We start from the raw sequence: 15,915 nt of genomic DNA, 5'->3' as shown, positions 1-15,915 counted from the left end.
ATAGTGTTGTATGCGTTTTTTTTAAATTATGCTTTTCTTTCTAGCTCGCTCATTACGTCTACTAATACACCTATACTATCCATAGATAGTGCATTATACATAGACGCTCTATAGCCTCCTACACTTCTGTGTCCATTAAGACCGTTTATACCGGCTTCTTTCCACATTGTATCAAAGGCATCTTTAAGATCTCCATCTGTTAGTGAGAAAGTAGCATTCATTGTAGATCTATCTTCTTTGGCAGCAAATCCTTTAAATAATGGGTTAAGCTCAATCTCACTATAGAGTAAGGTTGCTTTGCGATCATTAATCTCCTCAATAGCTTTTACACCTCCTAGGTTTTTAAGCCATCTCATTGTAAGCATAGAGACATATACTGCATAGACTGCAGGTGTGTTAAACATACTTCCTTTGCTTATATGCGTTTCATAATTGAGCATAGAAGGTATTTGACGTGTCACTTTCCCTAAGATGTCTTCACGTATAACAACAAGTGTAGTACCTGCTGGTCCCATATTTTTTTGAGCACCTGCGTAGATAAGATCAAATTGTCCAAAATCTATCTCTCTAGAGAAGATGTCACTACTCATATCACATATGAGAGGACAGTCTACTTCAGGAAAATCCTTTATCTGTGTCCCGAAGATGGTATTGTTACTTGTAAGGTGTAAATAATCTAGTCCTTCTGGAATTGAGTATCCTTTAGGTATGTAATTAAAGTTTGCCTCTTTACTAGACGCAACCTCTACAATCTCCCCAAAAAGCTTAGCTTCCTTTATTGCTTTATCACTCCAAGTACCGGTATTTATGTAACCAGCTTTAGATTGCAATAAGTTATATGCAGTCATTAAAAACTGTGTACTCGCACCTCCCTGTAAGAAAAGCGCTTTATACCCTTTACCTTCTAGGCCCAGTAGCTCTAGGGCCAGTTGCCTAGCCTCATCCATTACATCTACAAAGTCTTTACTTCTGTGAGAAATCTCCAGTATGGATAAACCAGAATCATTAAAATCTAATATGGCTTGTGATGCTTCTTGAAAAACATCTTGAGGTAAAATACAAGGTCCTGCGCTAAAGTTGTGCTTCTTCATTTTATGCTAATTTTGAAATGCAAAGATGCTCAAAACCCCATAGAATATTATAGATAAAATGATAAAATTATGGCAAAATCGATACTAAAAATGCAATAGTATCAACTCCATCGGCATAATCTTGAAGATTCGGTTTTTGAGTCTTTCCAAATGGTATAAGTGATTTGAAACCTTGCAGATTTTTATCATCACCTACAATGCACTGTATTTTATCTGCATCTTGAGAAAGTTTTAAATCAAGAGATTCTTTTGACTCATATTTTTCATAAAATAATGTAGCAATAGGAGAGCCGTAACTTTCATCTTCCTTAAGCATTAAAAACCCATTTTCTAGTAGGTCAAAAAGGCTCATAAGGTATACTGCCTTATTATAGTCATAGTTATTTGCATACTTTGCGTCGTTCATCACATCGCTCCACGAGTAGATAGCTTTAAAAAAAGCGTCAAAGTTATATCCTTCTGGCACCAGTAATTTAGATACATTGCGACAGCCTAGACCGTAGTATCTAAATATATCTTCACCTAGCGCTTTAAGTTGCTCTTCACTCTCATCACCCGTAAGTATGGCAACAGAGTTTCTGTTTTTTCTTATAATGTTAGGCTTCATACCAAAGTAATATTCAAAATATCTTGCTGTATTATCACTTCCCGTAGCAATCACAGCATCGTGTTCGGGTAGTTTTTCTTCTGTAAATGAGATACGACCTTTAAAGTCTGGTGCTACATATTCCAGATATTTGGCTAGGTAGGGTAGTAGGTGCTTATCGTTTGAAGATTGTTTTATTGCGACGTTTTGACCTGCAATAAGTACACACAAAAAGTCGTGGAAACCTACTAGCGGGATGTTACCTGCCATTATGATAGCAACGGTTTTTTGGGATTGCGCTTTCGCGAAAGCGTCATTATAACCGCTCATCCACTCGCTAAGCTTTTCTTCGGTAAGGAGTGCAGCCCATCCCTCAAGTGCAAAAAGAATATTTTCTTGCGTGAACCACCCGTTGTTTTCTCGCGCGAGTTTAAACTGATGTTTCATTCCGTCAAAAAATAGGTCATTGTGTGCAACTCCCTCTTTTTGAGCAATATTAGTGCGTGAGAACTGACTCAAGAAAGTCCCGAGTTTACTAAAAGCGTTAATTCTTTGTTGAAGCGTCATAGTGTTTTGGCAAATCGATGGCTAGGCATTATTTTTGTGCAAAGTTACCCAAAAAGAAACCTATGGCAATTATCATAACAGACGAATGTATAAACTGCGGTGCCTGCGAGCCAGAATGTCCTAATACGGCAATATATGAAGGAGCAGATGACTGGCGCTATGCAGATGGTACAGATCTGGAAGGAAATGTAGTACTACCTAACGGTAAAGAAGTAGATGCAAACGAGGCGCAAGAGCCAATGAGCGATGAGATTTACTATATTATACCAGATAAGTGTACTGAGTGTAAAGGTTTTCACGAAGAGCCACAGTGTGCTGCCGTATGTCCAGTAGATTGCTGTGTACCTGATGATGATCACGTAGAGACAGATGAAGTTTTACTTGCAAAGCAAGCCTTTATGCATAAGGATGCATAGAGCATTATGATACTTATAATAAAAAAGCCACTCGTACGAGTGGCTTTTTTTGTTAGGTAGATTATCTTGATATGCAATATTTTATAATTATTACATAAAAAAAAACCAAACTGAATTAAGTTTGGTCTTTTAAATTATGTTGTTTTATTCTTAAAGCTGTGTAAGCTTCACATATATAGCATACTGCTCATCTGTGAGGTATGTCTTTAAGTTTCCGTTTTTACGACTTGCCACTTTGTCTAGTGCTGCTTGCTTGTCTGTCGCATTCATATTACTAGCTTTAAGTCTATCTTCTGTAGCTTTAAAACCTGTAAGAGTCTTTGCAACATTTGCTTTTTGCTCTGCTGTAAGGTTTAATTTTTGAGCAAGCATATCAATTTGGCTTACTTGTTCTTTTTGTACTGGCGCATTTGCAACTTTTTGTGCTTGTACGGTTGTCATACCAAGAAAAGCAACGATGGCTAGAGTGACTATTGATTTCATAATGTCTTAAAATTGTAGTTATTTATTTCTCTAAGAGTTCATTAATTAACTCTGTTGGTCTACCAATAACGCCATTTTTATCGAGAATTACAATGGGACGCTCAATTAATTTTGGATTTTCACTCATCGCAGCCACTATTTGAGCATCTGTGAGGTCTTTTCCTTTATAATCGCTTTTCCAGATGGCTTCATTTTTTCTAACGAGCTCTATGGGTTTAATATCAAGTATGTTTATAATCTCATTAAGTTGCTCTGTACTAAGAGAAGTATCAAGATACTTGACTACTTCAAACTCTTTTCCAAAAGCCTCTACGACAGCAAGACCTTGTCTACTTTTTGTACAACGAGGATTGTGATATATTTTAATCATTATATAATTATTGTAAAGTTACGTGTACACCAAGTGTTCTAAGTTGTACAGCTAGTGTTTTTGCATTTTTAAAATGAATTCCGGCTATGCCAGAGCGTTTACAGCCCTCAACATTGTTAAGACTGTCATCTATAAAAACAGCCTCTGCTGGATTAATATGATACCTGTCTAGCATAAGGTCGTAAATTTCTTTAAAAGGTTTGCGCGTACCTTCATCACCAGAAACTAGAATTCCTTCAAACCACTGCAGCCAAGGAAACTTTTCTAGCGCAACAGGAAAGGTCTCTCCGCTCCAGTTTGTTAATGCTAGCACTCTATAGTCTGGATTATCTACTAGTTCTTTTAATATTTTGAGCGTGTCCAGGTGTGTAAAACCAAGCATCTCCTCCCAGCGGCCGTAATACATTTTTATGAGCTCTTCATACTCTGGAAACATAGCGATGCGGTCTTGGGTTGCTTTTTCTAATGGATAGCCTGCATCTTGATTTACATTCCAGTCCCAAGCACAAACGTGTTCTAAAAACCAGTCCATTTTCTCTCGATCGCCTCTAAATTCTTTGAGATATACATACTCGGGGCTCCAGTCTATGAGAACGCCTCCTAAGTCAAAAATGACGGTAGTGATTTTTGAATTTTCCATATTATTACTTTGTTATGAGGTGCGGTACATCATCTAGTTTCCAGTCAATCACTAACCCTCCAGCTAGTGATCTTGCAATTTCTGCGCCGTAAAGAAGTTCGGTAAGATAGAGAGCGGCTTCAAAACTTTTTGCACCTCCGGCAGAGGTGATATACTTCCCATCGTGTACAAATAATACATCTTTTCTAATATCAAGTTTAGGAAACGTCTCGCGCATCTTATCGATGTCACTCGGGAAGGTCGTTGAGACACTGTTGTCTAGTAAACCTGCCTTTGCTAGTACAAAAGCACCATCGCAATGTGAGGTTACAAACATAGCTTCTTTATCTACTTTTTTTACAAAGTTAATGAGCGCTTCATCCTCCAGATCTGTATCTAGGTGATGCTCTGCACTTGGTACAACTAGTATATCTATTTTAGGTAGGTCTTTGGCAGTATAGTCAAAATCTGGTAGGAGATACATTCCTTCAAAGGTACGCACGGGTTGTAGAGTGTTTGCTACTGTAAAAACATTCATCGCTTTTATATTCTCTCTATAAATAGTATGCTGAAAAATATCAAAAGGTGCCGTAAGCTCTGTGTTAAAAGTGCCATCCATAATTAAGAAGGCTACATTGTAGCGCGTTGAGTCTAGTACTGGTTTAGCTTTCGCGAAAGCGTTATCAACCTCATTAGTAACAGCGGGTTGTTCTATAGTTTTAGGTTCTGTATTGCAACCTATTAATATAAGCGTTGTAAGTAGTAGTATATAGTATTTCATTAGGTTCTCTTTTTAATGATAAAGATACGAGTTCTCATAGGGTTTCTTTGGCAAGCATTCTCTTTACAATGTAGAGTAGGAGCCAGGCAATAAGCGTGAGCCCTATCAAAAATATCCAAGTGGTCTGAAAACCGTAATATGCCGTAATTTGCATCCCGCTATTGTGACCAAAAATATGAGCTACAGAAAATGACATACTGTAAACACCCATATATGCTCCTTGTCTCCCTAGCTTAGATCTGTCTAACGCAAATTTGTTACTAAAAGGGAAGGAAATCATCTCTCCAAAGGTTGCGATTACCATACCTATCACAACAACACCTACCCAAGTCTCCCACAGCAGTAATAGAAAACTTGCGCCCGTCATAAGCAAACCTACAATGGTGCTTTGCACGTTAGTAAGCGCTTTTTTTTCCATCCAGGCTATTAGTGGCATTTCAAACACAACAATGAGTGCACCATTAAGCGCTAGTATGAGACCTATGGCGTCTTCATCAAGTTTATAGGCATCCTTGTAATAAAGCGGTACAGTAGAAAAATATTGTACAAATATGATCCCAAAAAGCGCAAGTGCTATTAAAAATAATACATAAGGCGTATCCTTAAGAGGTTTTACTGGGTTTTGAACCACGACCTCTTTATCTAGTTCTTTTACTTTTTTAGGGTTGAGTACTTGCATCATAAGTACACCCGCAAGCAAACAGGTGATGCCGTCTACATAAAACAATGTCTTATAGCCAGCGAGTGCTATTAGAAAACCACCTATAGCTGGCCCAACAGAAAATCCTAAATTAATTGCGAGCCTAATGAGTGTTAATGACCGCGTTTTATTTTCTGGTTTTGAGTAGGCGCTTAGTGCTACAAAAAAAGCAGGGCGTCCCATATCTGCCACGGCAATAAGAACAAAGAATGAAATACACATCATCCAGAAACTCTCTACGTGCATTACCCATAAAAAGTTAATACCAGTGAGTAGCAGGCTTAATAAGATGACTTTATAATACCCTATTACATCACTTAGTTTACCGCCTATCCAAGCACCAGCGAAAGAACCTAGACCGTACGAAGTCATTATCCAGGCGACGTCTTGTAAGCTAAAATGTAAACTCTTATTGAGGTAAATAGACAAGAACGGGATAACCATCGCCCCAGATCTATTAATGAGTGTGATGAGTGACAGCCACCAGATTTCTCTTGATAGGCCATCAAAGGTTTTAAGGTAATTGCGCAGTAGTGTTTTCATACAGTTGGTTGGTTAGCTTGTTAAGACCTACGCTTGCCCATAAATATAAAGAGTCCAGCGTGGTGGCCGGACTCTTTAATATCGTTACTTCTTATAATCCTATAGTGACAACATATCAAGTCTGGCGCAGCAGTGTGCACGAGGTAAGTTTATATGTTGTGACTACATTCATAATGTGGTGTAAAGTTATAAAAATAATTGAGTTGAGTACGCTTTCGCGAAAGCGTAATACGTTTCTATTATAATGTCTCTTCTCTCTTTATTAATTCTACCTTGATTGCTTTTTTTGACATAAACTGCACAGGCAATGTTGCTGAACAGCATAAGCCTACCGCTAGTGTTGCTATAAATGTGGCATTATCGTCCTTTGTGAGCATACCATAAATAGATATACCTATAAGCAATGATAAGATGATGAGTAGGGCAACAATGAGCACCTTAATCATATTTAAGTTAGAGAGCAGTTGTGCCGTTGTCTCTGTTGAATAATCTATTTTCATTATCTGAAATTGAGTTTTTTTTAAATAAAAATTACATCTCGCTCCCGAAGAAGATAGCATTCATAAGCAGTTTGTTTGTTCCATACCAGAAGGCTCTAAAGTTTGTGTTATCTGTAAATAAGATAACCTCACCACGACCCGCACTCTGATGTACAAAAGGTCTTGTCTCTGGGATAGCCTTAAGATTAATCTTAGAGATGTAACCAGCTTGTAGCGGTGACTTAGTATACTGTATAGGGTTCTTGTAACTTGTAGAGTCTGCTTTTATAAATAGCGTAGTGTTTCTAAAAAGAGATACTTTATCACCCGTATATCCAAAGTTAATAGGGTGTGAGCGATCTTGCTTTGCTTCAAAAATTGCACCTCCTATTACTTGTGCTCCTGTAAAATCTCTACGTTGCTCAAAGCTCACGTTTTTTGCAGGGTTTTTAGTTTTTACAAAATCTATGTCTAGCATCTTATTTCTTTCAAACCAGTTTGCTACGTTTTTATAACCTATGAGGGTTCCTCCAGATCGTACCCACTGTTTTATCTTATCTGTGTTGCCTTTGTTTATAGCATTACCCCATAAATTAGGTAAGATAATGTCTGTATATCTAGACAAGTCTGCACGACCTAAATCTTTAGTATCAATTTTTGTGATACGCATATTGTAACGAGTGTCAAATAGGTGCCACATCTCTCCCGCATCATACGGGTTGATACCTTCACCTACTATCATTGCCACGCGAGCAGGCTCTAATGCTCTAAACTGGTTACTACCAAGATCTATACCTTCTGTGAGGCCAGTACTTACTGCCTTGATGGTGACATTTGCATCTTGTGCCACTTCGTTTATGAAACTAGCTAGTTCTTGCTTATTAAGCGATTGATTTTGCACAGGTATCATAATGGTACCATAGTCATAAGAGATACCTTCTACGCTAAATTTTTGCATACCCACCTTTGCTCTTATACCTTTGTTAAGTATGGTGTTGAGCGCCTTAGGGGTGTAGTAATCGTGCCATTCCATAAGGTATGCATAGGTACTAGTACCTACAGCTGGGGTAGGTTTTCTTTTTAAATCTTGTATCTCGTTGCCAGCTTTGCTTAAAGATGCATTTTCTGTAAAATCTACACCAAAAGAGAGTGGGAAAGACCAAGCACTTATATCATAAAATAAACTATCTTGAAAGGTAGTACGCTTTTCAAACATCGCTTTTATGAGGCGGCTCTGTCTTTGGTTTTTAGGGACGATGTAGCTCATTCCTTTTTTAAAGTTTGCTCCATCTTGCGAGAAGTCTTGTGCTACCTCGTGTACTTTTATTTGATGTCTTTTAAGCACCTCTGCTAAGTGGTATGCGCTACCAGCATCTTTCTCACTCCCAAAGGCATATGCGCCGCTTCCTTTTTCGCCTCGAGCGTTCTTAAAAAAGTCACGTTGATAGTCTAGTAATTGCTTGCGCATACCTTGTGCAGCCTCAAGGGTAGATAATATAGCTGTAAACTGGTTGCGTATCGTAAACGGAAACTCAAGCAAACCGTTTTCTGTTTCTTGAGCGTGGCCACGGCTACTTCCTTGCTCAAAGAGAATACCTATACCACCATTTATGTCTGGAAAGGTAGATCCTTTACCATAGTAAAAATCATCAAAACTCTCTTCTGTATAGTAAAAGCTGCCTATTTTATCTAGTGCTGCCGCGTGGTAGTTTCCTATTTGCTTTGTGAGTTCTTGGTTAAGCGCAGGTGTCAGCGGGTGTGTACGAGATTGTATACCTGGCTGAAAGAAAAAGCTACTGTTAGATCCCATTTCGTGATGGTCTGTAAGAATGTTAGGATACCAGTTATGAAATGTCTTAATACGCGCTTTTGACTCTGGTAGTTGTACCGGTAGCCAGTCTCTATTCATATCAAACCAGTAGTGGTTAGTACGACCACCTGGCCAGACCTCGTCATACTCGCGGTCTTGAGGGTCTGCATTTATGTTTATACTCTTATTTGTATTTGCCCAGTAAGCAAAACGCTGTAAACCATCTGGATTAAAAGATGGGTCAAAAAGTATAATGGTGTTATCTAGTAGTGCATCTATTTTAGGTCCTTGAGCGGCAGCGAGATAGTATGCAGCTATAAGCCCTGCATTTGCGCCAGAAGGTTCATTACCGTGTATAGACATTCCTTGGTATACTACAATAGGCATACTGCTTGTGCTCAAACTAGCACTGCCATCTTCTACCAGTTTTACGTGTTCTTTACGTATGTTTTCAATATTAGCGTGATTACTAGGTGAGGTAACCGTAAGTAATAAAATAGGTCTTCCCTCAAAGGTAGTTCCTCGACTTTCTATAGTCATACGGTCACTTGCTGCTGCAAGCGTGCGCATATATTCTGATAACTTGTCGTGACTTACGTGCCACTCTCCAGGTGTGTAGCCTAAAACACTTTCTGGTGTAGGGATATTTAGATTATAAGTAACATCTGTAGGTAAATAGTAATCCATATCTACCTTTCCGCTTTGTGCGAGTGTAGATAGGCTACTTAATAGTAGGGTAATAAGTACGAGTAGTAAGCGCATTCTATAAGCTATTTTTTGAGTTGTTAGACTCTAAAAATAAGCAAAAGAAGTAACGCCTGCACGTAACAATTGTTAACTAAAATATGTGGTAGTATGAGATCTTATACTAGACTAGCGCTCTAGTTTATCTAGATAGCCGCAAGCAGCTCCTATAATGCCAGCGTGATTCTTAGTTTTTGCCGCAACAATAGGGATATCTGTAGTAAGATATCTTTCAAACTCTGCCATATGCTTACTTATACCACCGCCTATTATGTAATGGTTTGGTGTACATATTAATTCTACATTTTTTAGAAAGAAATTAAAGCGCTCTGCCCACTCTTTATAAGTGAGTTTTTCTTCCTTTCTTACAGAGTTTGCTGCATATTTTTCAATAGGTTTTTTCTTATATGGAATACGACCAAATTCAAAATTTGGGATGAGTTTACCATTATAGCAAAGTCCAGAGCCTATACCTGTGCCTACTGTTATCACAGCAACCAGACCTTTTAAATCTTTTCCGGCTCCGTATCTAACTTCGGCGAGGCTTGCGGCATCTGCATCGTTTATAACAGAGCAAGGTAAACCAGTTTTTTCAGAAAAAAGTTCATCTATCTGTACACCCATCCAGCTCTTGTGCATATTACCATATGCCATAGCTTTACCATCTACGATAACGGTAGGAAAGCCTATTCCTATAGGTCCTGTCCAGTTAAAGTGATCTACGAGTTGCTGTACACAATCTGCTACAGCCTTAGGTTTTGCAGGGCGCGGGGTTTCTATTCTAAAACGTTCACCTATGTACTCTTCTGTTTCCAGATCTACAGGGACACCTTTTATTCCCGTTCCGCCTATGTCGATACCTAATATCTTCATCTATGATTGTTTTTGTGTGGCGAAAGATAGGAATTTTTGAATAATATAGAAGTGGTGCGGCTGAGTCCGCTTTCGCGAAAGCGTAACACTAGATAATCAGATAATTAAAGTACTTCTTCTTGTTTTGAAGGCACTTCTTTGCCATATTCTTGTTTGTAAATTTTTACAATAAGCAGAAAAATACTCACTACAATAGGTCCAAAAATGAGACCTATAAATCCAAATAAAGGCACACCTACGATAACTCCAATAATGGTAATAAGTGGGTGCACGTCTGCCAGTCGCTTTTGAATCACGAGTCTAAAAAGATTATCTGTAGAGCCTACTACGACCGTACCATAGATAACCATCACGATGGCTTGCCAGATGTCACCAGCAGCATATAGAATAATGCACACTGGTACGATACCTAAGGCGGTACCCACAAATGGTATCATAGACCCAACGGTTACAATTGCAAACCAGAAAAAGGGATCTTCTACGCCAAGTATTAAAAAGCCTATAAGTGCCACAAGTCCCTGCAGTAATGCTACTAGTGGTATGCCTATGGCATTTGACTTTACAAGCTCCTGACTATCTTTACCAATGAGTTTTAAGTTTTTCTCACTGAGGGGTATATACTCTAGCATAGACTCTCTAAAAGTCCTTCTATTAGTAAGCATATAGTACAGCATAAAATACATAAGACCTATGGCGATAAAAACATTAAAGGTCCCGCCAGCTAGCCCTTGAAGGTTACTACTTATCCAGTCTGTTACAGAACTGGTGTCTATGGAGCTTGCGATATCGAGACCAAAGCGAGACTCTATATCTGCCATTTCTGTTTTTACAATGTTTATGACTTTGCCACTATTTTCTACCGCTTTACTAATTTTTGAGGTGAGCATTAATACAAGACCAGCAATAGGTACTAGTATTACAAGAAATGAGCCTGCCATAAGGACACAAGCAGCAACGCCAGAGTTCCATTTTCTTTTTTTTACTAAGTATCCTTGCCACTTACGTAATAAAACAAAGAGTGTAATCGCACCTAGTATACCTGATAGATAGCTTGCCATCTCTTTAAATATTAACCACCCAAATAGGATGATTAAAAAGATGATAAAAAACTGTCGTAAAAGGTTAGGTTTGAGTGTTTGCATATATTATTTGGCAAATATTTGAGAGTCGTTTCTAAAGGCTTTAAACTCAAGCGCGTTACCACAGGGGTCATAGAAGAACATTGTAGTTTGCTCACCAGTAAGGCCTTTAAAGCGTACATAGGGTTCTATTACAAAATCTACGTGTGGTGTTATTTTTTCGGCAAATGCTTCAAAATCTTCCCAAGCGAGTACAACTCCAAAATGAGGAACAGGTACCGCTTTACCATCTACTTCATTATGGACTTCATCTACAGTAGATTTTTCCTTGTAATGAATCACTAGCTGGTGACCGAAAAAGTTGAAATCTACCCAGTGGTCGCTGCTGCGGCCTTCAGGTAGGTCAAGTATATCGCGATAGAAGGCGCGTGCTTTTTCTAAATTATCTACAGGTATAGCGAGGTGAAAAGGTCTTGTACTCATTTTTAGTATAAAATTGAATTACTAAGCTACGCACAAATTTTTTTATTTATCTAGTGTATCTGTATCTTTTATGTGTTTTAATAGAGAGATACCAGAGAAGAAAAAGATCAAACCTAATATAGTAAATGCCCACGGACTTATACCTGTTTCTAGACTCCCGAAAATTCCAAGAATTCCTAAAACAAGTAATATTGCTCCCGCAACTAGCGCTATGACACCTATAAGTTTGATCATTTGACAGTATTTGTTATTTATAAAACTAAAGGTAAAGAGATATGACCTTTTACCGTGATGGCTTAACACGTTATTACAAGATTATTAATATCACTTTGTGAATTTGGACTAAATTTTAAGAGGGTTTAAGAAATGCTGTGACCAATTGTAAGTTTATAGAGGTGGTTTTCTATAAATTTGCGTTTTTTATAATATGAACCTTCAGAAAGATACATCACGTGATTACTAAGCGTATTATTCCTTGTTTAGATATTAAGGACGGTAGAACTGTAAAGGGAACAAACTTTATAAACCTTAGAGATGCTGGTGATCCAGTAGCACTTGCAAAGATCTACTCAGAGACTAGAGCAGATGAGCTTGTGTTTTTAGACATATCTGCTACAGAAGAACGTCGTAAGACCCTTGCAGATTTAGTTTTAAGAGTGGCCTCTCAAGTAAACATACCATTTACCGTAGGGGGAGGAATATCGTCTGTAGAAGATGTAGATATCTTATTACAGAATGGTGCAGATAAAGTTTCTATAAACTCTAGTGCTGTAAAGAGACCAGAACTCATTAATGAGCTTGTAGCAAAATTTGGTTCTCAATGTATTGTTGTAGCTATAGACGCAAAGTATGTAGAAGGAGAGTGGATTGTACATCTAGTAGGAGGAAAGGTGCCTACGGAGTACAACCTCTTTGACTGGGCAAAAGAAGTAGAAGAGCGCGGTGCTGGTGAAATACTTTTTACCTCTATGGATAATGATGGTACAAAAGATGGTTTTGCAAACGAGGCGCTAGCCAGACTTTCCGAAAGTCTAAATATCCCAATAATTGCAAGTGGAGGAGCGGGAAATATGCAACACTTTGCAGATGCTTTTACAGAGGGTAAGGCAGATGCAGCTCTTGCAGCCAGTGTTTTTCACTTTAAAGAAATAGAAATTCCAAGTTTAAAAGAAGAGTTAGCCACGCAAGGGATTGCGATGAGATTATAACTTTTACCAGATATTACAAGCAATGAAAATAGATTTTGATAAGTATGAAAACGGTCTTGTTCCAGCAATAATACAAGATGTAAGAACTAAAAATGTGTTGATGCTAGGCTTTATGAATCTTGAGGCTTATGAGAAAACACTTGCTTTAAAAAAAGTTACTTTTTTTAGCCGCTCTAAAGGGAGACTTTGGACTAAAGGTGAAGAGACTAAAAACTATTTACATCTTGAAAATATTGCGGTAGACTGTGATAATGACACACTACTAGTACAAGTAACCCCTCAAGGACCTACTTGTCATAAAGGTACAGATACTTGCTGGGGAGAGACTAACAAGGTAAACTTTGGCTTTTTATCAAAACTCGAAGAAGTCATAGAAGATCGCTGGAATACTAAGGATACAGCAGACTCTTATGTTGCGTCACTTTTTAGAAGCGGGATTAATAAAGTAGCTCAAAAGGTAGGAGAGGAGGCCGTAGAGGTGGTTATTGAAGCAAAAGATGATAACGATCACCTATTCCTTAATGAAAGCGCAGACCTCTTGTTCCACTATATGGTTTTATTACAGGCAAAAGGCTTTCACCTACGTGATATAGAAAAAACGCTTATTGCTAGACATAAATAAGCTTAGTTAAGAAAACGCCAGACTACAAAAAATACTAGAACGTATCGCTTGTTTTAAATTGATTTACATCAAGCGGTTCTGTGAGAAAAAGAAATGCAAATACCCAAATAGCCAGCCCTAATGCAGTAAATAGATAACTGCTAAATTTTTGGTCAAATGGATATTTTTGCAAGACTTTAATTTTGCTTCAATTTATGAAGTACATCAATACCAGTCAAGTGTCCTGTAGATTTTACCACCATACCACAAAAGCTTTATCAACTGTGGCGTCATCTTTTTCTATCCATACAAGAGGTGCCCTCTTGAGCGTATGTTTTTCTCTTATAATAGCTAGTGCCTCTTTGTGATTGAGCCAGTTTACTTCATTATATGGCTCGTGTAACCACTCTGGCTTAGTAGTTATATAATATCTGTAATCTAGAAAGGATGCGGTGCAAAAGTCATCTAGTTGCATCCAGTAACCTATTATGGCACGAGGATTTATTTCTTCTGGGAGTATTATGTCTTTATTAAAGGGTGTAAAAATTTGCCCCATAAAGAGTGTACGTTGTTCTAGTTGTTGTGGGTTAACATTTATAGACTGTAGCGCCTCAAGTCCTTCTGCAGAGTAGGCAAGAGGTAATTGCTTATCTCTTGTTTTTTGCATTTTTAGGTAGAAGTGATCTTTTCGGTTGGGTCCCATAAGTTGATGTATGGGGCTAGTAACCGCAGTATCTATAATGTAGAATTTATAGGTAAGCTCAATGTGTATTTTTACGCTTTCGCGAAAGCGGTCTTCTACTACAAAATCAAGTTCACCTAGTGTTATTTTATCTCGCTTAATCTGGATGTTGTGAGCGAGCACGGTATATCTTTCAGAATGATCTAGTAGTTGTTTGAAGATATATTCTACCTGGTGGCCTAATCTTAAATGAGGTGGTATAGTCGTGGCGCTGAATGTAGATAAATCAATACGAGGTATTTCAAATTGAGTTAGGGAGAATTGTGTGCCCGTCCACAAGGGAGGCGTGTTGAGAAAACCAGCATATTGCTTCATTGTCTAAAAATACTCATTGTAAACATTTACATACAAAAAAAGCCATCACAATAATGTGACAGCTTATTAAATAATATGGAGTGGCTTTTATTTTAACCACCCTTTTGATGCACTATATTTACTCCACCAGTATTCAAAAATAGCGAGGAGTATAATGATAAGAGGAAATATAAGACCAGCTCCCACACCAAAAAGTTCCATCGCATTTGCAAAGCCTATATTATATACTGTGTGTATAATAATAGCAATAAGTGATATTGCATAGATACGCACGGCACCTACTTTTCTGGCAAGTAGTAATATTGCAGCTAGAAGCCCACCTATAGTAGAGATTCCATAAAGTATCTTAGACCAAAAAGGAGTTGCGTTTATGGCAGCCATTTGCTCTTCATTATAAGCGTTTGCAATCATATCTGTAAAGAAGTTGTCTACTATAAAGGCACTAGCCCCCATTAAATTCCAGAGGAGGAGCACTATACCAATAATCCAGAAAAGTGTAGAAGGTTTTTGTGTAGTCGTCATAATAATTGGTTTAAGTTATTTGAGTTTTAATTTACAATTATTTTTTAATTATCAATCTAAAATTAAAATGAGGCAGCTATTTTTGAAGGATGTTTGATAAGCGATACTACTATCTTTTAAAGATTCAATACTTAGGTTTTAGATACCACGGCTGGCAGAAGCAGCCAGATGTTCTCACTGTGGAGCGTATGATGGAGCGTACCTTTGCCTATGTGCTTGATCGCAAAAATTTTAAACTATTGGCTTCTGGTAGAACAGATGCAAAGGTCTCTGCAAATGTGGCTTATGTTGAGTTGTTTTTAAATGATAGCCCACTACCAGAAGAAGGTTTTCTTACACTGCTTAATGATAACTTACCGCAAGACATACGCTGTCTTGAAATTACTCAGGTAGATAAAAAATTTAATGTGATGGATGCTCCCATCGCAAAGGAATATGTGTATCTCTTTTCTTATGGAGAAAAGAATCACCCATTTGCCGCACCTTATATGATTAATATAGCGGGTGATCTAGACATCGAGCTTATGAAGGAGGCTGCAAGGCTTTTCGAGGGTGAGCACGATTTTAGATCGTATGCTTATAAGCCTAATCCCCAGACTCAAACTATTGGTCACGTACTATCATCTACAATTGAGATTAATGATTTGTATACCGCTAGCTTCTTTCCGGAGGAGAGTTATGCTTTTCGCGTAAGCGGTAAAGGGTTTAAACGCCACCAGATACGTCTTATGATGGGTGCACTTTTTGATCTAGGGCAGGGTAATATTGATCTTGAGTTTTTTAAAAAGACACTCGACGCTAGTAATGATATTAAGCTCACACACATTGCCCAGGCAAGCGGTTTATTGCTGCAGGACGTCCAGATTTAACATTCTTAACAGCTTTGCAGGTCATTTAATAAAG

19 protein-coding genes are annotated in these 15,915 nt (G+C 38.1%); 4 read left to right on the top strand and 15 right to left on the bottom strand.

What is annotated here, in order from left to right; translation table 11 throughout:
* Positions 1-26: 26 nt before the first annotated feature.
* On the bottom strand, positions 27-1,091 hold the full coding sequence (serC, locus tag ACFO5T_RS10100; RefSeq protein ID WP_380034081.1) for a 3-phosphoserine/phosphohydroxythreonine transaminase: 1,065 nt from the start codon (positions 1,089-1,091) through the stop codon (positions 27-29).
* A 67-nt stretch (positions 1,092-1,158) separates the two neighbouring features.
* Entirely contained in the window at positions 1,159-2,244 is a 1,086-nt protein-coding gene (locus ACFO5T_RS10095; protein ID WP_380034079.1) for an acyl-CoA reductase, read from the bottom strand.
* Positions 2,245-2,306: 62 nt separating this feature from the next.
* On the opposite strand from ACFO5T_RS10095, the gene ACFO5T_RS10090 reads away from it, so the two are divergent.
* The gene (locus ACFO5T_RS10090; protein WP_380034077.1) at positions 2,307-2,660 is read left to right on the top strand and encodes a 4Fe-4S dicluster domain-containing protein; all 354 of its coding nucleotides are present in this window, start codon (positions 2,307-2,309) and stop codon (positions 2,658-2,660) included.
* Positions 2,661-2,810: 150 nt separating this feature from the next.
* On the opposite strand, the gene ACFO5T_RS10085 is transcribed toward ACFO5T_RS10090, so the two are convergent.
* The 11 genes from ACFO5T_RS10085 to ACFO5T_RS10035 form a co-directional block, all read right to left on the bottom strand.
* Positions 2,811-3,143 (bottom strand): hypothetical protein, encoded by a 333-nt coding sequence (locus ACFO5T_RS10085; protein ID WP_380034075.1) that lies wholly within the window; start codon positions 3,141-3,143, stop codon positions 2,811-2,813.
* A 22-nt stretch (positions 3,144-3,165) separates the two neighbouring features.
* On the bottom strand, positions 3,166-3,513 hold the full coding sequence (arsC, locus tag ACFO5T_RS10080) for an arsenate reductase (glutaredoxin) (protein WP_380034073.1): 348 nt from the start codon (positions 3,511-3,513) through the stop codon (positions 3,166-3,168).
* Positions 3,514-3,520: 7 nt separating this feature from the next.
* Positions 3,521-4,153, bottom strand: a complete 633-nt coding sequence (locus ACFO5T_RS10075; RefSeq protein WP_380034071.1) for an HAD family hydrolase — start codon at positions 4,151-4,153, stop codon at positions 3,521-3,523.
* 4 nt (positions 4,154-4,157) lie between these two features.
* On the bottom strand, positions 4,158-4,913 hold the full coding sequence (locus ACFO5T_RS10070; protein WP_380034069.1) for a DJ-1/PfpI family protein: 756 nt from the start codon (positions 4,911-4,913) through the stop codon (positions 4,158-4,160).
* 34 nt (positions 4,914-4,947) lie between these two features.
* The gene (locus ACFO5T_RS10065; protein WP_380034067.1) at positions 4,948-6,156 is read right to left on the bottom strand and encodes an MDR family MFS transporter; all 1,209 of its coding nucleotides are present in this window, start codon (positions 6,154-6,156) and stop codon (positions 4,948-4,950) included.
* Between the two features lie 239 nt (positions 6,157-6,395).
* Positions 6,396-6,656: a hypothetical protein gene (locus ACFO5T_RS10060; protein ID WP_380034065.1), complete on the bottom strand. Its 261-nt coding sequence runs from the start codon at positions 6,654-6,656 to the stop codon at positions 6,396-6,398.
* A 31-nt stretch (positions 6,657-6,687) separates the two neighbouring features.
* Complete coding sequence (locus ACFO5T_RS10055; protein ID WP_380034063.1) at positions 6,688-9,207, bottom strand: M14 family metallopeptidase; 2,520 nt, start codon at positions 9,205-9,207, stop codon at positions 6,688-6,690.
* Positions 9,208-9,318: 111 nt separating this feature from the next.
* Positions 9,319-10,062: a polyphosphate--glucose phosphotransferase gene (ppgK, locus tag ACFO5T_RS10050; RefSeq protein ID WP_375251838.1), complete on the bottom strand. Its 744-nt coding sequence runs from the start codon at positions 10,060-10,062 to the stop codon at positions 9,319-9,321.
* Between the two features lie 104 nt (positions 10,063-10,166).
* Positions 10,167-11,204 carry an AI-2E family transporter gene (locus ACFO5T_RS10045; protein WP_380034060.1) on the bottom strand — a complete coding sequence of 346 codons (1,038 nt, stop codon included), beginning with the start codon at positions 11,202-11,204 and terminating at the stop codon, positions 10,167-10,169.
* Between the two features lie 3 nt (positions 11,205-11,207).
* Positions 11,208-11,624, bottom strand: a complete 417-nt coding sequence (locus tag ACFO5T_RS10040; RefSeq protein WP_380034058.1) for a VOC family protein — start codon at positions 11,622-11,624, stop codon at positions 11,208-11,210.
* A gap of 42 nt (positions 11,625-11,666) precedes the next feature.
* Complete coding sequence (locus ACFO5T_RS10035; RefSeq protein WP_375251841.1) at positions 11,667-11,858, bottom strand: hypothetical protein; 192 nt, start codon at positions 11,856-11,858, stop codon at positions 11,667-11,669.
* A 218-nt stretch (positions 11,859-12,076) separates the two neighbouring features.
* Between ACFO5T_RS10035 and hisF the strand changes: the two genes are divergently transcribed.
* Positions 12,077-12,832: an imidazole glycerol phosphate synthase subunit HisF gene (gene hisF / locus ACFO5T_RS10030; protein WP_380034056.1), complete on the top strand. Its 756-nt coding sequence runs from the start codon at positions 12,077-12,079 to the stop codon at positions 12,830-12,832.
* Between the two features lie 22 nt (positions 12,833-12,854).
* Positions 12,855-13,454, top strand: coding sequence for a bifunctional phosphoribosyl-AMP cyclohydrolase/phosphoribosyl-ATP diphosphatase HisIE (hisIE, locus tag ACFO5T_RS10025; RefSeq protein WP_021778865.1), 600 nt, complete (start codon positions 12,855-12,857; stop codon positions 13,452-13,454).
* A 232-nt stretch (positions 13,455-13,686) separates the two neighbouring features.
* Here hisIE and ACFO5T_RS10020 read toward each other — a convergent pair whose 3' ends face one another.
* Together ACFO5T_RS10020 and ACFO5T_RS10015 are read right to left on the bottom strand one after the other, a co-directional pair.
* Positions 13,687-14,490, bottom strand: coding sequence for a DUF1853 family protein (locus ACFO5T_RS10020; RefSeq protein WP_380034054.1), 804 nt, complete (start codon positions 14,488-14,490; stop codon positions 13,687-13,689).
* Between the two features lie 87 nt (positions 14,491-14,577).
* On the bottom strand, positions 14,578-15,012 hold the full coding sequence (locus tag ACFO5T_RS10015) for a hypothetical protein (protein ID WP_380034052.1): 435 nt from the start codon (positions 15,010-15,012) through the stop codon (positions 14,578-14,580).
* Positions 15,013-15,101: 89 nt separating this feature from the next.
* Between ACFO5T_RS10015 and ACFO5T_RS10010 the strand changes: the two genes are divergently transcribed.
* Positions 15,102-15,881 (top strand): tRNA pseudouridine synthase A, encoded by a 780-nt coding sequence (locus ACFO5T_RS10010; protein ID WP_380034050.1) that lies wholly within the window; start codon positions 15,102-15,104, stop codon positions 15,879-15,881.
* Positions 15,882-15,915: the final 34 nt, after the last annotated feature.

The organism is Dokdonia genika (genome assembly GCF_042652845.1).
Taxonomy (GTDB): Bacteria; Bacteroidota; Bacteroidia; order Flavobacteriales; family Flavobacteriaceae; genus Dokdonia; species Dokdonia donghaensis.
This window is presented reverse-complemented; position numbering and strand designations above follow the sequence as displayed.